18 protein-coding genes and 6 tRNA genes are annotated in these 24,634 nt (G+C 65.3%); 7 read left to right on the forward strand and 17 right to left on the reverse strand.

All coding sequences use genetic code 11. From position 1 onward, the window contains the following. Window positions 1-35: 35 nt before the first annotated feature. The 16 genes from P7644_RS14260 to P7644_RS14335 form a co-directional block, all read right to left on the reverse strand. Window positions 36-111 (reverse strand) — tRNA-Val (locus tag P7644_RS14260). 14 nt (window positions 112-125) lie between these two features. Then, complete coding sequence (locus tag P7644_RS14265) at window positions 126-398, reverse strand: HU family DNA-binding protein (protein ID WP_404299916.1); 273 nt, start codon at window positions 396-398, stop codon at window positions 126-128. 352 nt (window positions 399-750) lie between these two features. Continuing rightward, complete coding sequence (gene pgsA / locus P7644_RS14270; RefSeq protein WP_404299917.1) at window positions 751-1,320, reverse strand: CDP-diacylglycerol--glycerol-3-phosphate 3-phosphatidyltransferase; 570 nt, start codon at window positions 1,318-1,320, stop codon at window positions 751-753. A 47-nt stretch (window positions 1,321-1,367) separates the two neighbouring features. Beyond that, window positions 1,368-3,317, reverse strand: coding sequence for an excinuclease ABC subunit UvrC (gene uvrC, locus P7644_RS14275; protein ID WP_404299918.1), 1,950 nt, complete (start codon window positions 3,315-3,317; stop codon window positions 1,368-1,370). 116 nt (window positions 3,318-3,433) lie between these two features. Beyond that, window positions 3,434-4,063: a DUF6806 family protein gene (locus P7644_RS14280; protein ID WP_404299919.1), complete on the reverse strand. Its 630-nt coding sequence runs from the start codon at window positions 4,061-4,063 to the stop codon at window positions 3,434-3,436. 13 nt (window positions 4,064-4,076) lie between these two features. Beyond that, window positions 4,077-4,169, reverse strand: a tRNA-Leu gene (locus tag P7644_RS14285). Between the two features lie 123 nt (window positions 4,170-4,292). Beyond that, window positions 4,293-4,368: transfer RNA gene (locus P7644_RS14290), tRNA-Gly, on the reverse strand. Between the two features lie 125 nt (window positions 4,369-4,493). Beyond that, window positions 4,494-4,567, reverse strand: a tRNA-Cys gene (locus P7644_RS14295). Window positions 4,568-4,620: 53 nt separating this feature from the next. After that, window positions 4,621-4,696 (reverse strand) — tRNA-Gly (locus P7644_RS14300). Between the two features lie 95 nt (window positions 4,697-4,791). Further along, on the reverse strand, window positions 4,792-7,212 hold the full coding sequence (gene lon, locus P7644_RS14305) for an endopeptidase La (RefSeq protein ID WP_404299920.1): 2,421 nt from the start codon (window positions 7,210-7,212) through the stop codon (window positions 4,792-4,794). 129 nt (window positions 7,213-7,341) lie between these two features. Beyond that, entirely contained in the window at window positions 7,342-8,607 is a 1,266-nt protein-coding gene (gene clpX / locus P7644_RS14310; RefSeq protein ID WP_404299921.1) for an ATP-dependent Clp protease ATP-binding subunit ClpX, read from the reverse strand. 100 nt (window positions 8,608-8,707) lie between these two features. Then, entirely contained in the window at window positions 8,708-9,316 is a 609-nt protein-coding gene (gene clpP, locus P7644_RS14315) for an ATP-dependent Clp endopeptidase proteolytic subunit ClpP (protein ID WP_404299922.1), read from the reverse strand. Between the two features lie 125 nt (window positions 9,317-9,441). After that, window positions 9,442-10,752, reverse strand: coding sequence for a trigger factor (tig, locus tag P7644_RS14320; protein WP_404299923.1), 1,311 nt, complete (start codon window positions 10,750-10,752; stop codon window positions 9,442-9,444). Between the two features lie 54 nt (window positions 10,753-10,806). Continuing rightward, window positions 10,807-10,893: transfer RNA gene (locus tag P7644_RS14325), tRNA-Leu, on the reverse strand. Window positions 10,894-10,996: 103 nt separating this feature from the next. Then, window positions 10,997-14,131, reverse strand: a complete 3,135-nt coding sequence (locus tag P7644_RS14330; protein ID WP_404299924.1) for an efflux RND transporter permease subunit — start codon at window positions 14,129-14,131, stop codon at window positions 10,997-10,999. Window positions 14,132-14,140: 9 nt separating this feature from the next. Next, window positions 14,141-15,328: an efflux RND transporter periplasmic adaptor subunit gene (locus tag P7644_RS14335; RefSeq protein WP_404299925.1), complete on the reverse strand. Its 1,188-nt coding sequence runs from the start codon at window positions 15,326-15,328 to the stop codon at window positions 14,141-14,143. Window positions 15,329-15,413: 85 nt separating this feature from the next. On the opposite strand from P7644_RS14335, the gene hpnC reads away from it, so the two are divergent. The 4 genes from hpnC (at window position 15,414) to P7644_RS14355 (ending at window position 20,577) form a co-directional block, all read left to right on the forward strand. After that, a complete protein-coding gene (gene hpnC, locus P7644_RS14340; RefSeq protein WP_404299926.1) occupies window positions 15,414-16,292 on the forward strand; it encodes a squalene synthase HpnC in 879 nt (292 codons plus the stop codon). Between the two features lie 115 nt (window positions 16,293-16,407). Beyond that, window positions 16,408-17,247: a presqualene diphosphate synthase HpnD gene (gene hpnD / locus P7644_RS14345; protein ID WP_404299927.1), complete on the forward strand. Its 840-nt coding sequence runs from the start codon at window positions 16,408-16,410 to the stop codon at window positions 17,245-17,247. Beyond that, window positions 17,244-18,533 (forward strand): hydroxysqualene dehydroxylase HpnE, encoded by a 1,290-nt coding sequence (gene hpnE, locus P7644_RS14350; protein ID WP_404299928.1) that lies wholly within the window; start codon window positions 17,244-17,246, stop codon window positions 18,531-18,533. The genes hpnD and hpnE overlap by 4 nt, the downstream gene beginning before the upstream one ends. Window positions 18,534-18,543: 10 nt before the next feature. After that, window positions 18,544-20,577, forward strand: a complete 2,034-nt coding sequence (locus P7644_RS14355; protein ID WP_404299929.1) for a DUF2868 domain-containing protein — start codon at window positions 18,544-18,546, stop codon at window positions 20,575-20,577. A gap of 17 nt (window positions 20,578-20,594) precedes the next feature. On the opposite strand, the gene P7644_RS14360 is transcribed toward P7644_RS14355, so the two are convergent. Beyond that, complete coding sequence (locus tag P7644_RS14360) at window positions 20,595-21,884, reverse strand: YihY family inner membrane protein (protein ID WP_404299930.1); 1,290 nt, start codon at window positions 21,882-21,884, stop codon at window positions 20,595-20,597. Window positions 21,885-21,905: 21 nt separating this feature from the next. Between P7644_RS14360 and P7644_RS14365 the strand changes: the two genes are divergently transcribed. Genes P7644_RS14365 through P7644_RS14375 form a run of 3 tightly spaced genes read left to right on the forward strand, consistent with a single transcriptional unit; the run spans window position 21,906 to window position 24,613 of the window. Then, on the forward strand, window positions 21,906-22,325 hold the full coding sequence (locus P7644_RS14365; RefSeq protein WP_404299931.1) for a DUF2069 domain-containing protein: 420 nt from the start codon (window positions 21,906-21,908) through the stop codon (window positions 22,323-22,325). Then, complete coding sequence (locus P7644_RS14370; RefSeq protein WP_404299932.1) at window positions 22,322-23,746, forward strand: FAD-binding oxidoreductase; 1,425 nt, start codon at window positions 22,322-22,324, stop codon at window positions 23,744-23,746. Before P7644_RS14365 ends, P7644_RS14370 begins: the two co-directional genes overlap by 4 nt. A 51-nt stretch (window positions 23,747-23,797) precedes the next feature. After that, on the forward strand, window positions 23,798-24,613 hold the full coding sequence (locus P7644_RS14375) for a thymidylate synthase (RefSeq protein WP_404299933.1): 816 nt from the start codon (window positions 23,798-23,800) through the stop codon (window positions 24,611-24,613). The last annotated feature ends 21 nt before the right edge of the window (window positions 24,614-24,634 follow it).

A 24,634-nucleotide genomic window follows, 5' to 3' on the forward strand; every position in this document is an offset into this window, starting at 1 on the left:
AGAAAAGGCGAACTCGCGTTCGCCTTTGTCTGGGGTGGTGGGTGCTAACGGGCTCGAACCGCTGACCTACGCCTTGTAAGGGCGCCGCTCTACCAACTGAGCTAAGCACCCCCCATATCTTTGAGTCAGTTCAGGGCATCCTTCAATGCCTTGCCTGGACGGAACTTTGGCACTTTAGCAGCTTTGATTTTAATCGAGGCCCCGGTACGGGGATTACGACCAGTGCGTGCTGCACGCTTACCTACGGCAAAAGTACCAAAACCAACTAACGAAACCGTGCCACCCTTTTTCAGGGTTTTCTTGACCGCATCGATCGTGGACTCGAGTGCTCGCGCTGCGGCTGCCTTGGAGATGTCTGCGTTGTTGGCAATGTGCTCAATCAGTTCGGTTTTGTTCACAAGAAGCCTCTCGGGATATGAGTGGATGAATGTCTTATGCAAATCTGGTCTTCACAATTGTGCGTCCACAACGAACGGTCTGGAGCGGGAAAATTGAGAAGAGGCCGCAACAGCAACGGGAATTGCTCTTGCAGATTAAAACCATCGCTCTATAGGGTGTCAACAAGACGTACCGCATGGGCGACATGCATGGTGGCGAATTCTAGACGCATTTGAACCACACCCCGGGGCTTGTGAAGCGTTTTGTCTCGCAACCGCTGGCGCTGGGTGGACTCCGTATTGACAGTCGCTACTTGATGATGAGCTTCGTCCTCATCCTTGCAGGGCCGCTGCGCGGAAGTGGATCCGCCAGCTATTTGGCAACGCGGGCGCGTATCTCGGGCAGCGCCTTTTGCAGGTAATACACCATAGACCAGACGGTCAACACCGCAGCAAGCCAGATCAACCACGCCCCCCACACGCCGGTATCGATAGTGCCGAACAAGTGCCCGTCATACAGCAGCAATGGAATGGCAACCATCTGCACCGTGGTCTTGAGCTTGCCCAGCATGTGCACTGCCACGCTTTTGCTTGCGCCGATTTGCGCCATCCACTCGCGCAGCGCACTAATGGCGATCTCGCGGCCGATGATGATGAGAGCCACGAACACATCGGCCCGCTGCAGATGCACCAGCACCAGCAGCGATGCACAGACGAGAAACTTGTCTGCAACGGGATCGAGAAAGGCTCCAAAGGCAGACGTTTGGTTGAGTTTGCGCGCAAGAAAGCCATCCAGCCAGTCCGTAGCCGCAAACACTATGAACATCACAGCGGCGATGAGGTTGCGCGTGCTCGGCTCCAGCGGAGCATAGAACACGCCCACGATCAAGGGTATCGCGACGATGCGCGTCCAGGTCATGATCGTGGGGATGGTGAAAAACATTGCTAGTGATTGTGGCATGCGTTGCAGTGCCCCGCAGCTATCCGGCTTCAGCGCAGCGCGCGGTAGATCTCTTCAGCCAGGCTGTGAGAGATTCCGTCGACAGTGGCCAAGTCTTCGATACTGGCATCGACCACGCCACGCACGCCCCCAAAACGCTGCAGCAGGCGTGCCCGCTTCTTAGGGCCCACGCCAGGAATGTCCTCCAGCCGGCTGCCGCCCACGCGCACCTTGGCGCGCGCTGCTCGCATGCCGGTGATGGCGAAGCGATGCGCCTCGTCACGAATCTGTGCCACCAGCATCAGGGCGGCCGAATCCCGCCCCAGGTAAACCTTTTCGCGTCCATCGGCAAACACCAATTCCTCCAGCCCCACCTTGCGCCCCTCTCCCTTTTCCACTCCCACGATGCGCGAGATATCTAAACCCAGTTCGGTGAATACTTCGCGCGCCATGCTTACCTGGCCCTTGCCTCCATCGACCAGCACCAAGTCCGGCAGGCGCACACGAGCATTCGACACCTCGGCACCACCTGCCTCGCGCTGCGCTTCGGCCACCTTGCTGTAACGCCGCGTGAGCACTTGACGCATGGCGGCGTAGTCGTCTCCACCGGTGATGCCATCGATCTTGAAACGCCGATATTCACTGCTCTGCAGCTTGTGATCATGAAACACTACGCACGATGCCTGGGTGGCCTCGCCTGAAGTGTGCGAAATATCGAAGCACTCGATGGTGAGCCGATCCAAATTCTCAACATCCAGATCCAGCGCCTCTGCGAGGGCGCGCGTGCGCGCCTGCTGCGACCCCTCCTCGGCCAGCAAGCGGGCCAGTTGGATCTCAGCGTTCTGTTGTGCCATTTCCAACCATGCACGGCGCTGTTCACGCGGTTGATTCACCACATTCACGCGCACGCCGCTTTGCTGCTCCAAGGCATCCAGCAGCCTCTGCTCCACGAGCTCACTCGTGATCAGCGTGGGCGGAACGGGCACCCCCAGGTAGTGCTGTGCCATGAAGGCAGCCAGCACCAACTTCTCCACGGAGCAATCCGGTGGCACCACATCCCCACCATCTTCCAAGTGAAGCACGCTAGCTGCAGCCTCCACATGCACAGGGAAATAAGCTCTGTCGCCCAGATGGCGACCACCACGCACCATGGCCAGATTCACGCAGGCGCGCCCTCCTGCTACCTTCACGACAAGAATGTCCACATCCTTGTCCGACACGGTATCCACCGCCTGCTGGTGCAGCACGCGTGACAGGGCCGTGATTTGGTTGCGCACCTCTGCAGCCAGCTCAAACTCCAGGCGCTCGGAATGCGCGAGCATGCGCCGCTCAAGTGCCTGTAGCAGCTCCTGTGTTTCACCACGCAACAGCGCTTGTGCGCCGTGCACGTCTGCGGCATAGACCTCGCGCGAAATAAATCCCACACAAGGCGCAGTGCAACGCTTGATCTGATAAAGCAGGCAGGGACGCGTGCGGTTAGCGAAGACCGTATCTTCGCAGGTACGCAGGCGAAATACTTTTTGTAGCAGCTGAATCGTCTCCTTCACTGCCCACGCACCAGGATAAGGCCCGAAATATCGATGGCGCTTACCCACCGGGCCACGATAGTACGCAATGCGCGGATAGCACTGGCCCGGGACATCACCTATGCCATCCTTTGTGGCAACACCCGTGATTTTGAGATAGGGGTAGCTTTTGTCGTCGCGAAACAGGATGTTGTATTTAGGCTGCAGCGACTTGATGAGATTGTTTTCAAGCAACAGCGCCTCAGCCTCGGAACGCACCACCGTCGTCTCTAGCCGAGCAATCTTGCCGACCATATGACCTATGCGTGTGCCCCCGTGCTGCGCGCTGAAGTAGCTGCTGACGCGCTTTTTCAGATTGCGCGCCTTGCCTACGTACAGCAACACACCCTGGGCATCAAAATAGCGATACACCCCAGGAAGTGGGGGAAGTGCCGCCGCCTGGGCGAGCAATTCTTCCGAGTGAATTGCGGGCATGGCTCAATTGTGGGTGCTCACAAGCGGGTACTTTGGCACTGTGGTTGTATTTGGGCGAAACCCACCACCATGCAGGCACTGGGCAGCCGTGCGCTGCCATCAGCCCGAGCCAGGAATTAATGAAGATGGCGTGGGCGGCGCCCGCCACCATGACCACTACTGCCCGCCCCTCCAAGTCCCCGCGGTGGCTTGCCAATTTCCAGCGAGCTCACCAAAGCATCAAAGCGTTGCGAGAACAGTTTGTCGATTTCCGACACTACTCCTCCGAGCTCCGACCCATCAAAGTGTCGTTCCATGAGATTGACCACATCCTGCACCAGCAAGTCACGCTGCACCTGCATGATCGCCGCAGGAGTGGGACCAACGAACAGCATCACGAAATCGTCGCGCGCCTCCTCGTCCTCAGGGGCATCCTCTTCATCGAACTCGGTGTCATAAAAAGTCACCTCGATGGCGGCGCCCTGCTCAGCCAACTCGTTGAGGCTCATGCACATCTCATCAAGTGACTGACGGAAATCCTCATCACCGCGCACTGTCCAGCACATCTGCAGCACATGTTCTTTGGCGTCGAACTGGATGCCCGGCTCCTCCTCATAGGCGCTGGTTGCACCATCAGCCAGCGAGCGTGCCCCTGCATACTTCCACAGCGGTTTGAGCGCCTCCTGGAGTTGACTGAAGTCCACATCGGCCCGCAGCTGCACTTGGCCGTGGACATGGATTTCAAAAGGAGCGTTGTAATGTGACATATCGAACTCTTCGTGGTGCCCCGAGCCGGGGTCGAACCGGCACGCCCCTTTGCAGGAAAGCGGCGGATTTTAAGTCCGCAGTGTCTACCAATTTCACCATCGGGGCGCCGACAGCACGGCTGGCATCGAGGCAGCGTAACCGCAGCAGCAATTCAGCGCAATGCCTCGCCACCATCCGGCCATTTCATGGCAATAAAAAAGGGAAGCCTTGGCTTCCCTTTGCGACGCTTGGAGCGGGAAATCGGTCTCGAACCGACGACCTCAACCTTGGCAAGGTTGCGCTCTACCAACTGAGCTATTCCCGCATCTTCCAAAATACAATTAATGCATTTTGAAAACTCAATAATTCTAACATTGAATTTTGACCAACCACATCTACAGCAATCAAAATTCCCGGCACACAACAACACTTGTTGCATCGCCTGCAAACTGGAGGCGCGGGCCGGAGTCGAACCGGCCTCAACGGATTTGCAATCCGACGCATAACCGCTTTGCTACCGCGCCAAACCCTTCCTCTTGGCAAAAAGGGAAGCAAAGCTTCCCTTTTTGCTTTAACCTGGAGCGGGAAATCGGTCTCGAACCGACGACCTCAACCTTGGCAAGGTTGCGCTCTACCAACTGAGCTATTCCCGCATTTACCGAAGCCTTCTATTGTACATCGTCTGGCATCGATGAAGTGAATTGTAGCCCATTTTTTCGACTCAGAAATCAATCACGCAATTTTTTCTTCAGTGCTTTATGGAACCGCGCTCGACCTCGCCACCGGTTGCCACCGGCACGGAAGGAGTCACTTCGTCGTCAGTCAGTGGCGCAGGCTTGCGCTCTAGCGCCACCTCGAGCACTTTGTCGATCCATTTGACGGGAACAATCTCCAGGCCGCTCTTGACGTTGTCCGGTATCTCCTGCAGATCTTTCACGTTGGTCTCTGGAATCAGCACTGTCTTGATACCTCCGCGCAGTGCAGCCAGCAGCTTTTCCTTCAGTCCGCCAATCTCCGTGACCTCGCCGCGCAGCGTAATCTCACCGGTCATGGCCACGTCGGCACGCACGGGTATGCCGGTGAGCGCAGAGACGATGGCAGTGGTCATGGCGATGCCTGCACTGGGGCCATCCTTGGGCGTAGCGCCATCGGGGACATGCATGTGCAGATCGCGCTTTTCAAACGCCTCGTCACGAATACCCAGGGCATGCGAGCGACTGCGCACCACCGTACGCGCAGCCTCAACAGACTCCTTCATCACATCGCCAAGCGAGCCCGTACGCGTGATGTTGCCCTTACCCGGCATAGTGGCCACCTCAATGGTCAGCAAATCGCCACCCACCTCGGTCCATGCCAACCCCGCCACCAGCCCCACCTGGTTCTGCTTTTCAGCATGCCCATAGCTGAATTTGCGCACACCCAGGTAGTCTGACAGGTTGTCCGCTGACACCTCGACCTGTGGCTGCAGCTTCTTGAGTTGCAAGCCCTTGACCACCTTGCGGCAGATTTTAGAAAGCTCGCGCTCGAGCGAGCGCACACCCGCCTCGCGTGTGTAGTAGCGCACGATGTCACGCACGGCGGATTCGGCTACGCGCAGCTCCTCGGCCTTCACTCCATTGTTGGTCATCTGCTTGGGCAGCAGGTACTTGATGGCGATGTTGGTCTTCTCATCCTCCGTATAGCCGGAAAGACGAATGACTTCCATGCGGTCAAGCAGGGCTGGCGGGATATTCATGGAGTTGGAAGTGGCGACAAACATCACGTCTGACAGGTCGAAATCGACCTCGACGTAGTGATCGCCGAATTTGTGGTTTTGCTCGGGGTCGAGCACTTCCAGCAACGCGCTTGACGGATCGCCACGGAAGTCCGTGCCCAGCTTGTCAATTTCATCGAGCAGGAACAGCGGGTTGCGTGTGCCCACCTTGTTCAGGCTTTGCAATACCTTGCCCGGCATGGCACCAATGTAGGTACGTCGGTGGCCACGGATTTCGGCCTCGTCGCGCATGCCGCCCAGAGCCATGCGCACGTACTTGCGTCCCGTGGCCTTGGCAATGGACTGACCTAGCGAGGTCTTGCCTACGCCCGGAGGACCGACAAGGCACAGGATAGGGGCCTTCACCTTGTCCACACGTTGCTGCACCGCAAGGTATTCCAAAATCCGGTCCTTGACCCTGTCCAAGCCGTAATGGTCCTCGTTGAGAACGCCCTCGGCATACGCCAGGTCATGCTTGATCTTGGTCTTCTTGCTCCACGGCAGGCCTGTCAGCACGTCGATGTAGTTGCGCACCACCGTAGCCTCGGCCGACATGGGCGACATCAGCTTGAGCTTTTTGAGCTCGCCTTCCGCCTTTTTGCGCGCTTCAGCAGGCATCTTGGCGGATTTGATTTTTTTCTCGATTTCATCGATGTCCGCCCCCTCTTCACTCTCGCCGAGTTCCTTCTGAATGGCCTTGACCTGCTCGTTGAGATAGAAGTCGCGCTGGCTTTTTTCCATCTGGCGTTTCACGCGGCCGCGGATACGCTTGTCCACGTTCAGGATGTCAACCTCGCGTTCAAGTTGCTCGAAGAGGTTTTCCAGACGCTGCTTCACGCCTGCCAGGTCGAGCACGCGCTGCTTGTTTTCAAGCTTTAAGGGCAAGTGGGCAGCGATGGTGTCTGCCAGGCGGCCAGGGTCATCGATGCTTGCGATCGAGGTCAGGATTTCCGGCGGAATCTTCTTGTTCAGCTTTACGTATTGATCAAACTGCTGCATCACGGCGCGCCGCAGTGCTTCGATTTCACTCGACTGGTCGTCCTCAGCCTCTGCCTGCACGGGAGTCGCTGTGGCGGTGAAGTGCGTCTCGGCCTCATGCACAGCATCGACCTGGGCGCGCTGCTGGCCTTCAACCAGCACCTTCACCGTGCCATCAGGGAGCTTGAGCATCTGCAAGATGGTGGAAATGCAGCCCACCTCAAACATGTCCGACACTTGGGGCTCGTCCTTGGCAGCGGCCTTCTGGGCCACGAGCATGATGCTGCGGTCGGCATCCATGGCCAGCTCCAGGGCCTTGATGCTCTTGGGGCGGCCAACGAACAGCGGAATCACCATATGTGGAAAGACCACCACATCGCGCAATGGCAGCAATGGCAGATCTAGGGGTGTGGCGGGCAGGGGTGTATGTCCGGACATGGGCGTTCCTCAGATAAGTCCATGGCATATGGTCCACGGACAGCGTTTTTCAACCCGACGCCCACGCTGCGAAAGCAAGCGGCGCCAGCTGGTCACCACGGGCAGGTGACCTTTGTCAGCCTCTCAGCCTCAGGCCGTCTTGACAGCCTCACGATAAAGCAGCAGGGGCGCCTTGTCCTCTTCAATGGTGGCCTCATCGACCACCACCTTCTCCACATTGGACACATTGGGCAGATCGAACATCGTGCCGATCAGGGACTGCTCCAGAATCGAGCGCAGCCCCCGCGCACCGGTCTTGCGCGCGATGGCCTTGCGGGCGATGGCCTTGAGCGCTGCGGGGCGTATCTCCAGATCGACCCCCTCCATAGCCAGCAGCTTGCTGTACTGCTTGACCAGGGCATTCTTGGGTTCGGTGAGGATTTGCACCAGTGCGTCCTCGCCAAGCTCGGCCAATGCCGTTACCACGGGCATGCGCCCCACCAGCTCGGGGATCAGGCCGAACTTGATGAGATCTTCAGGCTCGATGTCCTGGAACACCTCGGTGAGCGAACGCTGCTTCTTGCTGCGCACGGCAGCGCCGAAGCCTATGCCCGAGGCCTCGGTGCGGTTCTCGATGACTTTCTCCAGGCCCGCGAACGCGCCACCGCAGATAAACAGGATGTTGGTGGTGTCGATCTGCAGGAAGTCCTGGTTCGGGTGCTTGCGCCCGCCCTGCGGCGGCACGCTGGCCATGGTGCCCTCGATGAGTTTGAGCAGCGCCTGCTGCACGCCCTCGCCCGAGACGTCGCGCGTGATGCTGGGGTTGTCGGACTTGCGCGAGATTTTGTCGATCTCATCGATGTAGACGATGCCGCGCTGGGCGCGCTCGATCTCGTAGTTGCAGCTCTGCAGCAGCTTCTGGACGATGTTCTCCACGTCCTCGCCGACGTAACCGGCCTCGGTCAACGTAGTGGCGTCGGCCATCACAAAGGGCACGTCGAGCTGGCGCGCCAGGGTCTGTGCCAGCAGGGTCTTGCCCGAGCCCGTGGGGCCGATGAGCAGGATGTTGCTCTTGGACAGCTCCACATCGTCCTTGCCGGCCTTGTCCTTATGGCGCAGGCGCTTGTAGTGGTTATAGACCGCCACGGCCAGCGTGCGCTTGGCGCTTTCCTGGCCGATCACATAACTGTCGAGGTTGGCCTTGATCTCGGCAGGTGTGGGCAGGTCGCCGCGCCCCTCACGCGCGGCCTCGCCCGCGGGCTGTTCGTCACGAATGATCTCGTTGCACAAGTCAATGCACTCGTCGCAAATAAAGACGGACGGACCGGCGATCAGCTTCTTCACTTCATGCTGGCTTTTGCCGCAAAAAGAGCAGTAAAGGGTTTTTTCGCTGGAGGAGCCTTTTTTATCGGCCATGGAAGCAGTGCCTTATGACAGGGGATGTTGTCAAGATGATAACGAAATAAAAACGGCGTTTCCCGCAGGGGAAACGCCGCGCCAGGGGCCGGCCAAACCCTCAGGGACGCTTGGAGATCACCTGGTCAACGATGCCATAGTCCCTGGCCTCGTCGGCAGTCATGAAGTAGTCGCGCTCGGTATCGGCCTTGACCTTCTCGATCGACTGACCGGTGCGCTCGGCCAGGATGCGGTTCATCTGGTCCTTGGTGCGCAGAATGTCGCGCGCGTGGATCTCGATGTCGGTCGCCTGGCCGCGCGCGCCGCCCAGCACCTGGTGGATCATGATCTTGGAGTTGGGCAGCGAAAAGCGCTTGCCCTTGGCACCGGAGGCCAGCAGGAAGGCGCCCATGCTGGCGGCAAAGCCGCAGCACAGCGTGGACACGTCGGGCTTGATGAACTGCATGGTGTCATAAATCGCCATGCCTGCCGTGACGCTGCCGCCGGGAGAGTTGATGTAGAACGAAATGTCCTTGTCCGGGTTCTCGCTCTCCAGGAACAGGAGTTGCGCCACCACCAGGTTGGCTGTCTGGTCGTTGACCTCGCCCACCAGGAAGATCACGCGCTCCTTGAGCAGGCGCGAATAAATGTCGTAGGACCGCTCCCCGCGGCCCGATTGCTCGATGACCATGGGAATCATGCCCAGGGCCTGCGTTTCCAGTGCGCTCATGTATTTCTCCAGTCAGGCGGATACTGTAGCCAGAAAAAAGAAGTTGGGGCTTGTGCCACAAAGCACAAGCCCCGCAAGTTTCAGCCGCAGCGCCCCGATGCTCAGGGCGTGGCGCCTGCCGTGTATCAGGCCTGGCCCATCAGTTCGTCGAAGGACACAGCCTTCTCGTTGACCTTAGCCTTGGCCAGCACGAAGTCGGTCACGTTGTTCTCGACGACCACGGCCTCGACCTCGGCCAGGCGCTGGCGGTCGCTGAAGTACCAGCGCACCACGTCCTCGGGTTTTTCATAGCTGGCGGCCAGCTCATCCACATGGGCCTTGAGCTGCTCGGGCTTGGCCTGCAGCTCGTTGGCGCGCACCAGCTCGGCCACCACCAGGCCCAGGCGCACGCGGCGCTCGGCCTGGGGACGGAACACGTCCTCGGGAATCTCGGCCTTGTCGGCGTCCTTGATGCCGCGTGCTTTCAGGTCGGCGCGGGCGGATTCCAGCAGGCGCGCAATCTCGGCCTGCACGCTGGCGTTGGGCAGGTCCAGTTCGGCCTTGGCCACCAGGGCGTCCATCACGGCGGCCTTGTTGCGGGCCAGCAGGCGGAACTTGACCTCGCGCTCCAGATTTTTCTTGATGTCGGCGCGCAGGCCTTCGACGGTACCGTCGGCAATGCCGAGCGACTTGGCCAGCTGCTCGTTGACTTCGGGCAGGTGGGCGGCCTCGATTTTCTTCACGGTGACCAGGAAGTCAGCCGTCTTGCCGGCCACGTCCTTGCCGTGGTAGTCCTCGGGGAAGGCCAGCGGGAAGGTCTTGCTCTCGCCAGCCTTCATGCCACGCACGGCGTCTTCGAATTCCTTGAGCATCTGGCCTTCGCCGACCAGGAACTGGAAGTCCTCGGCCTTGCCACCCTGGAAGGGCTCGCCGTCGATCTTGCCCTCGAAGTCCACGGTCACGCGGTCGCCGTCCTCGGCGGCTGCGCCTTGGGCACGCTGGGCAAAGGTGCGGCGCTGCTTGCGCAGGATGTCCACGGTCTTGTCGATGGCAGCGTCTGTCACCTCGGCAGAAATCTTCTCCACCTCGGCGCTGGACAGGTCGCCGATCTTGACTTCGGGGAACACCTCGAACACGGCATCGAAGCTCACCTGACCTTCGGGGGCGCCATCCTTCTCGGTGATGCGCGGCTGGCCAGCCACACGCAGCTGCGCTTCATTGGCAGCCTGGGCAAAGGCCTCGCCCACCTTGTCGTTCAGCACCTCGTACTGCACCGAATAGCCATAGCGCTGGGTCACGACGCTCATGGGCACCTTGCCGGGGCGGAAGCCGTCCATCTTCACGGTGCGCGCCAGGCGCTTCAGGCGCGCATCGACTTCGCTCTGGATGGTGGTGACGGGCAGGCTCAGCGTGATCTTGCGCTCGAGCTTTTCAAGGGTCTCAACAGTGACGGCCATGGTTGTTCCTAGTGATCAGGGATGTGTGCCGGGCTGTGCCTCGGTCTTCGCTTGTGGTGCGCGGGGGGGGACTCGAACCCCCACACCATTGCTGGCGTCAGGACCTAAACCTGGTGCGTCTACCAATTTCGCCACCCGCGCAGTTCTTTAAGCCACCCGATTGGCTTGAGCTCAGGCCACCCGGGTGAAATAGGTCAAACGGCAGATTTTACTCTGTCGCGAACCGCCTGCCGTTTCAGCCGCCTCATTCGTCCTCCGGCTCGGGCTTTTGCACCCTGAACCAGGCGGCATACATGGCGGGCAAGGCCAGCAGCGTGAGCACGGTCGCCACGATCAGCCCGCCCATGATGGCCACGGCCATGGGCCCCCAGAACACATTGCGTGACAGGGGGATCATGGCCAGCACCGCGGCTGCGGCGGTGAGCGCGATCGGACGCAGGCGCCACACGGCGGCAGTGACGATGGCATCCCAGGTGGATCGCCCGGCATTGCGGTTGAGCTCGATCTGGTCGATGAGGATGACCGAGTTGCGCTGGATCATCCCCATGAGCGCGATCACCCCCAGCAGCGCCACGAAGCCGAACGGCCTCTCCAGCAGCAGCAGCGCCGCCGCCACGCCGGCGATACCCAGCGGCCCGGTCAGGAACACCAGCACCGAACGGCTGAAGCTGTGCAGCTGCAGCATGAGCAGCGTGAAGACGATGAACAGCATGATGGGCACCCCGACCACGATGGAAGACGCGCCCTTGCTGCTCTCTTCCACCGCACCCGCCACCTCGATGCGCACGCTGTCGCCCGCCGTCTGCCAGCGCGCCTCCAGCGCTCGCAGCTCGGGCAGCAGTTGCTCGGTGACGGTGGCGCCCTGCATGCCCTCCACCAGATCGCCCTGCACGGTGATGGCGTAGCTGCGGCCCGAGCGCCACATCACGCCCGGCTCCCAGGTGAATACCGGCTTGGCGATCTGCGTGAGCGCAATGCTGCGCCCCGAGGCCGTGGGCAGGTAGGCGTTGGCGATGCCGGAGATGGTCTCGCGCTCATCGGGCGTCTGGCGCAGCACGATATCGATGAGCCTGTCGCCCTCGCGGTACTGGCCCACGGTGGTGCCGCTGAACATGGTGCGCGCGGCCTGGGCGATGGACTGGCTGCTCACGCCCAGGGCGCGCGCCTTGTCCTGGTCCACCTCCAGGCGCACCGTCTTCACCGATTCATTCCAGTTGTCGTTCACGCCCAGCGTATGGACATTGGCGCGCAGCACGGCCTTGACCTCGTCGGCCCGCTGGCGCAGCACGGCCGGGTCGCTGCCGACGACGCGAAACTGCACCGGATAGGGCACGGGCGGGCCATTGGGCAGCAACTTCACACGGCCGCGCGCCTCGGGGAATTCCTCGGCCAGCAAGGCCGGCAACTGGCGGCGCAGCCTCTCGCGCTCGGGCAGGCTCTTGGCCAGCACGATGAACTGCGACACATTGCTCTGCGGAAACACCTGATCGAGCGGCAGATAAAAGCGCGGCGTGCCCGAGCCCACCCAGGTGGCCACGCTCTGCACACCCGCCTGCTGCTGCAGGCGCTGCTCCACGCGCAGCGTCACCTCCTCGTTGGCGGCAAACGAGGTGCCCTCGGGGAACCACAGGTCCACCATCACCTCGGGCCGGCTCGAATCGGGAAAGAACTGCTGCTGCACCCGCCCCATGCCGACGAGCCCCAGCGCGAAGATCGCCAGGGTGGCGCCGATAGTCAGCCAGCGGTGGCGCACGCACCAGTCCACCGTCTTGCGAAAGCGCGCATAGAACGGTGTGTCGAAGACCTCATGGGGTGGCGCATCGGGATCATGCGGCTTCACTGTCAGCAGCAGCGTGCCCAGGTAGGGCACGAAGTAGACGGAGACGATCCACGACAGCACCAGCGCGATCACCGTCACGGCAAAGATGGCGAAGGTGTACTCCCCCGTCACCGACCTGGCGATGCCGATCGGCAGAAAGCCCGCCGCCGTGATCAGCGTGCCGGTGAGCATGGGCATGGCCGTGATGTCATAGGCGAAGGTGGCGGCGCGCATCTTGTCGTAGCCCTCCTCCATCTTGCGCACCATCATCTCCACCGCAATGATGGCGTCGTCCACCAGCAGCCCCAGGGCGATGATGAGCGAGCCCAGCGACACCTTGTGCAGCCCTATGCCGAAGTAATGCATGGCCAGGAAGGTCACGGCCAGCACCAGCGGGATGGTGATGGCCACGACCAGGCCCGGGCGCCAATCCACATACCAGCCAAAGCGCCCGCCCTTGTGCAGGCCCAGCGCGATGAAGCTCACACCGAGCACGATGATCACGGCCTCGATCAGCACCATGACGAAGTCGTTCACCGACCCGGCCACCGCCGCCGGCTGGTCCTGCACCTGCGCCAGCTGCACGCCCGCGGGCAGGCGCTGCTGGATGTCGGCCACCGCGGCATGCAGGGCCTTTCCCAGCGCAATGATGTCGCCGCCCTTGGTCATGGAGATGCCCAGCGCAATCACCTCCTGCCCCTGAAAGCGCACCTTGACCTGGGGTGGATCGACATAGCCCCGGTGCACCTGGGCAATGTCGCCCAGGCGCAGCTGGGCCACGGACTGCGCGCCGCGCAGGGGCATGGCGCGCAGCTGCTCCACGCTGGTGAACTGCCCGGCCACGCGCACCTGCACCACATCCTGCGGGGTGTGGATTTCGCCCGCGCTCACCACGGCGTTCTGGCTGCCCAGCTGCTGCAGCACGGTCTGCATGTCCAGCCCCATCTGGGCCAGGCGCTTTTGCGAGACCTCGACCCAGATGCGCTCGTCCTGCACGCCAAACTGCTCGACCTTGGCCACATCCTTGACGCGCAGCAACTGCTGGCGCACGTCGTCGGCAAAGTCCTTGAGCTCGGCGTAGCTGAATCCCTTGCCCTGCAGCGCGTAGATCACGCCATACACATCGCCGAACTCATCGTTGAAGAACGGGCCCTGGATGTTGCCGGGCAGCTGGTAGCGCATGTCGCCTATCTTCTTGCGCACCTGATACCAGATGTTGGCCACCTCCGCCGGCCTGGAGGAATCCTTGAGCTCGAAGATCACCTGCGACTCGCCGGGCTTGCTGTAGCTGCGGATCTTGTCGGCGTAGGGCACCTCCTGCAGCGTGCGCTCGATCTTGTCGGTCACCTGCTCGGCCACCTGCTGGGCCGTGGCGCCGGGCCAGTAGGTGCGCACCACCATGGCGCGGAAGGTGAAGGGCGGGTCCTCGTCCTGCCCCAGCTGAAAGTAGGCGGCAAAGCCCAGCAGCATCAACACCACCATCAGGTAGCGCGTGAGCGCCGCGTGCTCCAGCGCCCAGCGCGAGAGGTTGAAGCCCTTCTTGGGTTCGATCAGCGACATGGCAAACCCTCAACGCGTCGTGGCCGGCCCCGCCGGAACTTCTTTATTGATAGCTGCTTGCGCTTTATCTACGGGCGTTTCATCCGATTTTGGCTTATAAACCATGACCTTTTGCCCCGGCGTCAGCACATGCACGCCCGTGGCCACCACCTGCATGCCGGGCACCAGGCCCGCGGCAATCACGGCCTCGTTGCCGTCGGCCGTGGCCACCTGCACCGCCTGCGAGCGCACCGTGCCGCCGCCGCCCTCGCCCGGCTCAAACACCCATACCGCCGTCTCGCCGCCCTCCTGGCGCAGGCTGCTCGTGGGCAGCTTGATGAGCGGCACGCCCGCACCCGCCGGCCACTGGGGCGTCACATAGACGGTGGCGCCCAGGGGCGGCACGGCCTCGCCCGTCACCGCCACCTTCACCAGAAAGGTACGCGTCACGGGATCGGCGCTGGCCGCCACCTCGCGCACCTGGCCCGGCATCAGCGCATTCGCCGCCCAGGCGCGCACCTGCACCGGCTGGCCCACGCGCAGCTGGCCGACCCTGTCCTCGGGCACGTAGAACACCGCGTCACGCGGGCCATCGCGCGCAATGCGCACCACCGGCGCACCCACGGCCACCACCTGGCCGGGCTCGGCATCTACGCCCGTCACCACGCCCGCCGCGTCTGCCAGCAGGCGCGTGTAATCGGCCTGATGGCCCTGGGTGGCCAGCTGGGCGCGCGCCTGGTCCAGCGCCGCCTGGGCCGACTTCAGCTGGGCCTCGCGCCGGTCCAGCTCGGCGCCGCTGATGAAGTTCTGCGCCTTGAGCTTGGCAAAGCGCTCGAAATCCGCCGCCGCCAGGTCGCGCTGCGTGGTGGCGGCCGCCACCTGGGCGCGCGCGGCCTGGGTGGCCAGCGCGTAGTCGCGCACATCCAGCTGCGCCAGCACCTGGCCCGCCTGCACACGCTGGCCCAGTTCGGCCTGGCGCTGCACGATCTTGCCGGCCACGCGAAAGGACAGGCGCGACTCCACGCGCGCGCGCACCTCGCCCGAGTATTCAAGCCGCATCTGCATGGGAGACGGCCCCACGGTGATGAGCTTGACCGAGCGCAACGGCTCGGGCGCAGGCGCAGGCCGCGAACAACCCGCCAGCAAGGCCGCGCAGGCCGCAAGAGCGCACAAAAAAAGCCCCCGACGGGGCCGCACAAGGGCAGGAAAGCTGGACATGGGCGCACGCCAGAAGGCGCTTAATGACTCATGGGTTAGTAATCTATGTGAAACCCGTTTTCACTGTCAAGCGACAATCCCCGCCGTGACTCCCACGCCCTCCTCGCCCTCCGCCGGCGCGCCCACTGCGGCAGCGCCGGTCACGCACTACGAAAACTTCCCCGTAGCCTCGCTCCTATGCCCGCCGCAGCTGCGCCAGCCGATTGCCGCCCTCTACGCCTTCGCGCGCACGGCCGACGACATTGCCGACGAGGGCCAGGCCACGGCAGCCGAGCGCCTGGCCGACCTGGCCGCCTATCGCGCCGAACTGCGCTCTGTGGCCGCAGGCCAGCCCCCCGGCGTACGCTGGGCCGCCGTGTTCGGCCCACTGCAGGCCGTGCTCGGCAGCCACCGGCTGCCGGTGGCCCTGCTCCAGGACCTGCTGGACGCCTTTGCCCAGGACGTGGCCATGACCGAGGCCGGCGCCAGCTACGCCGACCGCGCGCAGCTGCTCGACTACTGCCGCCGCTCCGCCAACCCCGTGGGCCGGCTGCTGCTGCACCTGTACGGCGTACAGGACGAGGCCGCCCAGCACGAAAGCGACGCCATCTGCAGCGCCCTGCAGCTCATCAACTTCTGGCAGGACCTGAGCGTGGACCTGCCGCGCGGCCGCCACTACCTGACGGACGCCGACTGCGCCGCCCACGGCGTGGCGCGCGCCGACCTGGCGGCGCAGCGGCGCAGCCCCGCCAGCGACCGCCTGATCCTGGACTGCGCCGCCTGGGCGCGCGCCCTCATGCTGCAGGGCGCGCCGCTGGTACGCCGCCTGCCCGGCCGCGCCGGCTGGGAGCTGCGCCTAGTGGTGCAGGGCGGCCTGCGCATTCTGGACAAGGTGCAGGCGCTGGGTGGCGCCAGCCTGCTCACGCGGCCCCGGCTGGGCGCAGCAGACTGGTTGCTCATGCTGGCGCGCGCCCTGCGCATGTAGTCTCACTGCAGCATTGATAGCTGGCTGCGCTTTATAGACGGGCGTTACAGGCTTTTTTGACTCAAAACCGCCACGCCCCGGCCGGCCGCGTGCGCCATGGGACAATCACGCCCCCATGAGTCCCGACCAGTATGTCCAGCAAAAGGCCGCCGCCTCCGGCAGCAGCTTCTACTACGCCTTCCTGTTCCTGCCACGCGCGCGGCGCGCGGCCATCACGGCCTTTTATGCCTTCTGCCGCGAGGTGGACGACGTGGTGGACGAAGTGTCGGATGCCGGCGTGGCCCAGGCCAAGCTGGCCTGGTGGCAGGACGAGGTCGCCAAGTCCTTCGCCGGCCAGCCCAGCCACCCGGTGATGCAGGCGCTGGTGCCGCATGTGGCCGCCTATGGCATTGAGGAGCGCCAGCTGCAGGCCGTCATCGAAGGCTGCCAGATGGACCTGGAGCAGGCACGCTACCCCGACTTTCGCAGCCTGCAGCGCTACTGCCACCTGGTGGCCGGCGTGGTGGGCGAGGTGGCGGCGCGCATCTTCGGCCAGACCCATGAAGCCACCACGCAATATGCGCACAAGCTGGGCCTGGCCTTCCAGCTCACCAACATCATCCGCGACGTGGGCGAGGACGCCATGCGCGGGCGCATCTACCTTCCCGTCAGCGAACTGCAGCAGTTCGACGTGAAGGCGCAGGAGATCACCCAGCGCGAATACTCGGACCGTTTCGCCACCCTCATGCGCTTTCAGGCCGAGCGCGCCCACATGTTCTACGACGAGGCCCTGGCCCTGCTGCCCGATGTGGACCGGCGCGCGCAAAAGCCCGGCCTGATGATGGCCAGCATCTACCGCACGCTGCTGCGCGAGATCGAGGCCGATGGCTTCCAGGTGCTGCACCAGCGCATCAGCCTGACGCCGCTGCGCAAGTTCTGGCTGGCCTGGAAGGTGCAGGCGCTGGGCATGCTGTGAGGCTCGCCATCGTCGGCGCCGGCTGGGGCGGCATGGCCGCGGCCGTGCAGGCCGCACAGGCGGGCCACGCGGTGACCGTGTTCGAGGCCGGCCGCACCCTGGGCGGGCGCGCGCGCGCCGTGGCGGCGCAGCGGGCCGACGGCAGCGCCGTGACCTTGGACAACGGCCAGCACATCCTCATCGGCGCCTACGCCGAATGCCTGCGCCTGATGCGCAGCGTGGGCGTAGACCCGTCCCAGGCCCTGCTGCGCCTGCCGCTGGCCCTGGTCTTCGCCGACGGCACGGGCCTGGCCCTGCCCGACGCGCCGCCGCCCTGGGACGCGCTGGCCGGCATGGCCCGCGCGCGCGGCTGGAGCGCGGGCGAGCGCTGGGCCCTGCTGGCACGCGCGGCGCGCTGGCGCCTGGGCGGCTTTACCTGCGCAGCAGGCACCAGCGTGGCCGATCTATGCACCGGCCTGCCCGAGCGGCTGCTGCGCGAATTCATAGACCCGCTGTGCGTCTCGGCCCTGAACACCCCGGCGCATGAGGCCTGCGGCCAGGTGTTCCTGCGCGTGCTGCGCGACGGCCTGTTTGCCGGGCGCGGCGGCTCCAACCTGCTGCTGCCGCGCCGCGACCTGGGCGCGCTCTTGCCCGAACCCGCGGCGCATTGGCTGCAGGCGCACGGCCACGCCGTGCACCGGGGCCGGCGCGTACAGCAGCTGCTGCGGGACGGCTCGGGCTGGCAGGTGGACGGCGAACGCTTTCACGCCGTGCTGCTGGCCACCGGCAGCCACGAGGCCGCGCGCCTGGTGGCCGGGGCCGACACACCCGATTCACAGGCCCTGCAGGCCTGGGCCGCCACCGCCCAGGCCCTGCGCTTCGGCGCCATCGCCACCGTCTACGCCGAGCAGCCCGGCGCCCGCGCGGCCCTGCTGGCGCGCCCCATGCTGGCGCTGCGCCCGCGCCCGGGCCGGCCCGCGCAGTTCGTGTTCGACCGCGCACGGCTCGATGGCAATTCCGGCCTGCTGGCCTTCGTGGTCAGCGCCTTCGAGGGCGAGCGCGGCCAGCTGGAGCGCGAGGTGCTGGCCCAGGCCGCCGAGGACCTGGGCCTGGCCGGCCTGCGCGTGCTGCAGACCGTGGTGGAAAAGCGCGCCACCTTTGCCTGCACCCCCGCCCTGGCGCGCCCGCCGCGCCTTATCGCACCAGGCCTGCAGGCCTGTGGCGACTATGTGGCCGGCCCCTATCCTGCGACACTCGAGGGCGCCGTGCTGCATGGTGTGGCCGCGGTGCAGGATTTGATGCCATGAAAGAGAACCGATGCGCCTGAGCTGGCAAGAGTTGCGCAGCGTGACGCTGGCCCAGGCCATCGCGCGGGCCGACGGCGAGCGCACCCTGGTCAGCCAGACCGAGTGGGACGAGGCCACGCGCCAGGCCGTCGAGGCCGCGCGCGGCCGCGGCGTGCAGCGCGTGGGCGTGGCCGACGTGGTGCTGGAGCGCTCCGCCGCCATCGTCGCCCGGGCCGCCGGGCGCGATGCCACGGTCGCCGCGCTGCAGCAGGCGGGCGCGCAGGGGCGCTGGCTGTCCCGGGGCCTGCCCCTGCTGGCGCTGCTGCTGGGCCTGGTGCTGGACCGCTTCGCCAACGCGCACCGCGTGGACCTGCTCTCGCCCCCGCTGCTGCTGGTGTTGGGCTGGAACCTGGCCGTGTATGCGCTGCTGCTCTGGCACGCCTGGCGCGCCCGGCGCGGCCCCGATGCCGAGAGGCAACAGCCCCCGTCCGCACTGCAGCAATGGCTGCTGCGCCCCCAGGCAAGCGCCGGCCACGGCGCACGCCGGGGCCTGGCGGCCCGCATTGCCGCCGACTTCGTGGCGCACTGGTCGAGCCTGACGCGCGCGCGCTTTGCCCAGCAGGCCGCTGGCGTGCTGCACCTGTGCGCCGCCGCCTGGGCCGCGGGCATTGCGCTGTCGCTGCTGCTGCGCGGCCTGGTGGTGAGCTACCGCTTCGGCTGGGAAAGCACCTTTCTCGACGCCGCCCAGGTGCACGCCATCGTGAGCCTGCTGTTCGCGCCGCTCACCCTGCTGTTCGGCCTGGCGCCGTTCTCGCTGCCGGAGGTCGCCGCCACGCAGAACTTTGCCGGCGAGGGCGCGGCCGGCGCCCGCTGGGTATGGATGTATGTGGGCCTGCTGGCCCTGGTGGTGGTGCTGCCGCGCCTGCTGCTGGCCGCCTGGGCCGGCTGGCGCCAGGCACGGCTGGCGCGCCAATGCACGCTGGATACCGATGGCAGCGACTTCGACGCCCTGCGTGCGGCGCTGCCCGGCGACCTGCTGATCGGCCTGCTGTGCACCGCACCCGCCCAGCAGCAGCAATTTGCCGCCCTGCTGGCGCTGCATGCCGAGCATGGCGCCATGGCCAGCACCCAGGGCGACCGGCTGCGCCTCATCGACCCCACGCAGGCGGCCACCCCCGTCGATGTCGTGCTTGCGTGGGGCGATGGGCCGGCCCCCCAGTTGCCGCACGCCTGGCACCCGGCCCCCATGCTGGCGCTGGGCAGTGCGGAATTTGGCGCCAGCTGGGTGCGGGACGGCGTGCTGTTCGAACGCCTGGCCGCCCTGCTGCCCACGCAGCAGCACGCGCTGCAACGGCTGGGCCAGGCCTGGCAGGCGCGCAACGAGGCCATCTTCAGCCAATCGCTGCAGGCGCTGGCCGAGCACCTGCACGCCTGCGCCGCCCTGGCAGGAAGCGGGCAAAGCGCCGCCCACTACGCCAAGCTGCTGCAGGCGCTGGACACGGCGCTGCAAGACCTGCACGGCCTGCACGGCCAGAAGGCGGCAGTGGCGCAGGCGCCCAGGCAGCTGCCGCCGCCCGCACAGGGCGACACAGCAGCGCGCGCCGGCGACAGCAAGGCCCTGGCCGTGGGCACATCCGCCGGCGCCGCCGCGGGGGCCGCGGCCGGTGCCAAGGTGGGCGCCATGATCGACGTGGGCACGGGCGGCCTGACCCTGGGCGTGGGCACGGCGCTGGGCGCGCTGCTGGGCGGCACCACGGCCTGGGCCATGCGCGCCCTGCAGAAAAAAGGCGAGCAAAAGGACAGCACCGACGAACTGCTGCGCCACATGGTCGAGGCGGCATGCACGCGCTACCTGGTGCTGGCCCACCTCGGGCGCATGCCCGCGCCGCAGGCAGGTGAACTGGGCGCACGCTGGCATGCAGAGGTCACGGGCACCGTGGCGGCGCATTGGGATGCACTGGCCGATGCCCTGCGCGCCGAGTCCGCGCCCACTGATGGCTTGCAGCCGCTGCTGCGCACCATGCTGCAGGGAATTTTATTGAGAAAAATGGCAGATAAGGCTTGATTAGACTACGCAGGACGCTATTTTTTTAATAGCTCATCCGACATCACCCCCAGCGCCACCGGCGGCTCCAGCACATCCGCCAGCCGCAGCACCTCCAGCCCCGTGTGCGCCCAGAAGCGCGCCAAAGGCGCGCTGCGCGTGAGCAGCAGGCGCTGCACCAGCGGCTCCATGTGGGTCGTCGCGGGGTCGGCCAGCAGCAGGTAGCGCGCGTCCACCGAATCGGGCGCGCCGGCGGCGGCCTCATTGACCTGCACCACCCAGTCCAGACCCTTGAGCGCATCCAGCACCGGCTCCAGCTGCAGCACATCCACGCGCAGCAGTTGCGCCAGCTGCACCGCCGTGAGCCCGTGCGCGGCCTGCCCGCGCGCGCCGTGCAGCTGCTGCAGCGCCTCCACGGCCAGCAGAAAGGGCCAGCCCTGCCCGCCCGCATGCCGCGCCACGCCGGCCAGCAGGCTGGGCAGATAGGCCGCGACCACGGCGCCCAGCAGCACGATGACCCAGGCCACGTAGATCCACAGCAGCAGGATGGGCAGCGTGGCAAAGGTGCCGTAGATCACCGAATAGGTGGGCACCGAGGCCAGGTACAGGCCCAGGCCCTTCTTGGCCAGCTCCATGCCCACGGACACGAACAGGCTGCCCGCCCAAGCGTCGCGCCAGTGCACCTGGGTGTTGGGCACGTAGCGGTACATGGCGGCCACGCCGGCCGCCAGCAGCAGGAACTCGATCGCATCCAGCAGCAGGCGCGCGCCGCCCGGCAGCGTGGCGCCCAGGCCGCGCGAGGCGGCGCCGGCGATGGAGGCGCTCAGTGCCAGGCTGGCCGCCAGCACCAGCGGGCCCAGCGTGATGGCGGCCCAGTAGATCAGCACGCGCTGGCCCAGCGGGCGCAGGCGGCGCACGCGCCAGATGGTGTTGAGCGTGCGGTCTATGGTCAGGATCAGCGCCAGCGCCGTGAGCATGAGCACCGAGAACCCCGCCACGCCCAGGCCGCTGGCCTTGGCCGAGAACTGCGTCAGATAGCCCAGCACCGGGCGCGAGATGCTGTCGGGCACCAGGCTGTCGATGAGCCAGCGCTGCAGCATCTGCTCCATCTTGCCGAAGATGGGAAAGGCCGCGAACACCGCCAGCGCCACCGTGAAGAACGGCACCAGCGCCAGCAGCGTGGTGAAGGTGAGGCTGCTGGCGGTGATGCCCAGCCGGTCCTCGCGAAAGCGCTCGCGCAGCATGTGCGCGGTGGTGCGCCAGGGGAAGTGGGAAAGCTGCACCAACCAGGTTTCGAGACGCTGCGCAAAGGGTGGGGACAAGGGCATGGCCGATATGATGCCAGCCCCATGCATTCCGAAATCCCCCCTCCGCCCACCCCAGTGACCACCGATGTGGCCGCCACGCGCTGGCTGGCCGTGGGCAGCCTGCTGGGCCTGATCGTGCTGTGCCTGGCCTGGGAGCTGTGGCTCAGCCCCCTGCGCCCCGGCGGCTCGTGGCTGGCGCTGAAGGCACTGCCGCTGGCCTGGCCGCTGGCGGGCCTGCTCAAGCGCCGCATGTATACCTACCGCTGGGTCAGCCTGCTGGTGTGGCTGTACTTCACCGAAGGCGTGGTGCGCGCCTGGAGCGACCCGGCCCCCGGCAACTGGCTGGCCGGCATCGAGATCGCGCTGTGCCTGCTGCTGTTCACCGCCTGCGCCCTGCATGTGCGCCTGCGCCTGGCCGCCGCCAAGGCGCGCCCATCCACCCCTGCTGCCGATCCGACATGACCACCACCCTGCTCGACACCCTGCGCCAGATCGTCGGCGCCGACCATGTGCTTACCGAGGGCGACCTCACGGCCTATGAACAGGACTGGCGCAAGCGCGCCCGCGGCAAGGCCCTGGCCGTGGTGCGCCCCGCCTCCACGCCGGAGGTGGCCGCCGTGGTCAAGGCCTGCGCCGCCGCCGGCTGTTCCATCGTGCCGCAGGGCGGCAACACCGGCCTGTCGGTGGGCAGCACGCCCGACGACAGCGGCACCCAGGTGGTGCTGAGCCTGACGCGCATGAACGCGGTGCGCGCCATGGATCGCGACAACCTGACCATGACGGTGGAGGCCGGCTGCATCCTGCAAAGCCTGCAGGAAACCGCCAACAAGGAAGGCCTGCTGTTCCCCTTGAGCCTGGCGGCCGAGGGCAGCTGCACCATTGGCGGGAATCTCTCCACCAACGCCGGCGGCACCCAGGTGGTGCGCTACGGCAACGCGCGCGAGCTGTGCCTGGGCCTGGAGGTGGTCACGCCGCAGGGCGAGGTGTGGGACGGCCTGTCCGGCCTGCGCAAGGACAACACCGGCTACGACCTGCGCGACCTGTTCATCGGCAGCGAGGGCACGCTGGGCATCATCACCGCGGCCACCATGAAGCTGTTTCCGCAGCCGGCCGCCCGGCTCACGGCCTGGGCCGCCGTGCCGTCGATGGCGGCGGCGGTGCGCCTGCTGGGCCTGGCGCACCAGCACCTGGGCGCGGGGCTCACGGGCTTCGAGGTCATGGGCCAGTTTGCGCTGTCGCTGGTCACCCGCCACATGCCGCAGCTGCGCGTGCCCTTCGCGGGATTGAAGGGCGCCCCGCCCTACTACGTGCTGCTGGAGAACAGCGACAGCGAGTCCGAGCAGCACGCGCGCGAGCGCTTCGAGGCGCTGCTGGAATTGGCCTTCGAGGACGGCTGCATGCTCGACGCCGTGGTGGCCGAGAGCCTGTCGCAGGCGCAGGAGCTGTGGCATATCCGCGAGAGCATCCCGCTGGCCCAGGCCGAGGAAGGGCTGAACATCAAGCACGACATCTCCATCGCCGCCTCGCGCATCCCGGCCTTCGTGGAACATGCCGACGCGCTGCTCGCGCGCGAGATCCCCGGCGTGCGCCTGGTCAACTTCGGCCACCTGGGCGACGGCAACCTGCACTACAACGTGCAGGCGCCCGAGGGCGGCGATGCGGGCGAATTCCTGCGCACGCAGGAGGCGCGCGTGAACCAGCTGGTGTATGACGCCGTGGCGCAGTTTGGCGGCAGCTTCTCGGCCGAGCATGGCGTGGGCCAGCTCAAGGCCGACAAGCTGGCGCAGTACAAGTCGCCCGTGGCCCTGTCCATGATGCGCGCCATCAAGCAGGCGCTGGACCCGCAGGGCCTGATGAACCCGGGCTGTGTACTTCAAAAATAAGAGCTGCCAGCGCTTGCCAAATAAGCGCTGCAGCCACTTTTCATTCAAACCATGACACAACGCCCCATCCGCCACCAATACGAAGACCTGATGCGCCACGTGTTCGAACACGGCACGCCCAAAGGCGACCGCACGGGCACGGGCACGAAGAGCGTGTTCGGCCACCAGATGCGCTTTGACCTGGCCGAGGGCTTTCCACTCGTCACCACCAAGAAGGTTCACCTCAAGTCCATCATCCTGGAGCTGCTGTGGTTCCTGCAGGGCAGCAGCAACGCACGCTGGCTGCAGGAGCGCGGCTGCAGCATCTGGGACGAATGGGCCGACCCGCACACCGGCGACCTGGGCCCGGTGTACGGCGTACAGTGGCGCAGTTGGCCCACGCCCGATGGCGGGCACATCGACCAGATCCAGCAGGTCATCGACACACTGCGCCAAAACCCCGACTCCCGCCGCATCATCGTGAGCGCCTGGAACGTGGCCGAACTGGACAGGATGGCCCTCATGCCCTGCCACGCCTTCTTCCAGTTCTACGTGGCCGAAGGGCGCCTCTCCTGCCAGCTCTACCAGAGGAGCGCCGACATCTTCCTGGGCGTGCCATTCAACATCGCCTCCTACGCGCTGCTCACCCACATGCTGGCCCAGCAGTGCGACCTGCAGGTGGGCGACTTCATCTGGACCGGCGGCGACTGCCACATCTACAACAACCACTTCGATCAGGTGCAGACCCAGCTGGCGCGCCAGCCCTATGCCTACCCCCAGCTGCAGATCAAGCGCCGCCCGGCATCCATCTTCGAGTACCAGTACGAGGATTTCGAGGTGCTGGGCTATGAGCACCATCCGGCCATCAAGGCGCCGGTGGCTGTCTAGGCGCCACGGGCTTGCGCCCCC

This window comes from Alicycliphilus denitrificans (assembly GCF_044792555.1).
Taxonomy (GTDB): domain Bacteria; phylum Pseudomonadota; class Gammaproteobacteria; order Burkholderiales; family Burkholderiaceae_C; genus Alicycliphilus; species Alicycliphilus denitrificans_A.

Excerpts from the sequence above, each read along its gene's own strand:
- pgsA (WP_404299917.1), bottom strand. The coding sequence starts at position 1,320 with ATGTTTTTCACCATCCCCACGATCATGACCTGGACGCGCATCGTCGCG.
- uvrC (WP_404299918.1), bottom strand. The coding sequence starts at position 3,317 with ATGCCCGCAATTCACTCGGAAGAATTGCTCGCCCAGGCGGCGGCACTT.
- P7644_RS14280 (WP_404299919.1), bottom strand. The coding sequence starts at position 4,063 with ATGTCACATTACAACGCTCCTTTTGAAATCCATGTCCACGGCCAAGTG.
- lon (WP_404299920.1), bottom strand. The coding sequence starts at position 7,212 with ATGTCCGGACATACACCCCTGCCCGCCACACCCCTAGATCTGCCATTG.
- clpX (WP_404299921.1), bottom strand. The coding sequence starts at position 8,607 with ATGGCCGATAAAAAAGGCTCCTCCAGCGAAAAAACCCTTTACTGCTCT.
- clpP (WP_404299922.1), bottom strand. The coding sequence starts at position 9,316 with ATGAGCGCACTGGAAACGCAGGCCCTGGGCATGATTCCCATGGTCATC.
- tig (WP_404299923.1), bottom strand. The coding sequence starts at position 10,752 with ATGGCCGTCACTGTTGAGACCCTTGAAAAGCTCGAGCGCAAGATCACG.
- P7644_RS14330 (WP_404299924.1), bottom strand. The coding sequence starts at position 14,131 with ATGTCGCTGATCGAACCCAAGAAGGGCTTCAACCTCTCGCGCTGGGCG.
- P7644_RS14335 (WP_404299925.1), bottom strand. The coding sequence starts at position 15,328 with ATGTCCAGCTTTCCTGCCCTTGTGCGGCCCCGTCGGGGGCTTTTTTTG.
- hpnD (WP_404299927.1), top strand. The coding sequence starts at position 16,408 with ATGAGTCCCGACCAGTATGTCCAGCAAAAGGCCGCCGCCTCCGGCAGC.
- P7644_RS14355 (WP_404299929.1), top strand. The coding sequence starts at position 18,544 with ATGCGCCTGAGCTGGCAAGAGTTGCGCAGCGTGACGCTGGCCCAGGCC.
- P7644_RS14360 (WP_404299930.1), bottom strand. The coding sequence starts at position 21,884 with ATGCCCTTGTCCCCACCCTTTGCGCAGCGTCTCGAAACCTGGTTGGTG.
- P7644_RS14365 (WP_404299931.1), top strand. The coding sequence starts at position 21,906 with ATGCATTCCGAAATCCCCCCTCCGCCCACCCCAGTGACCACCGATGTG.
- P7644_RS14370 (WP_404299932.1), top strand. The coding sequence starts at position 22,322 with ATGACCACCACCCTGCTCGACACCCTGCGCCAGATCGTCGGCGCCGAC.
- P7644_RS14375 (WP_404299933.1), top strand. The coding sequence starts at position 23,798 with ATGACACAACGCCCCATCCGCCACCAATACGAAGACCTGATGCGCCAC.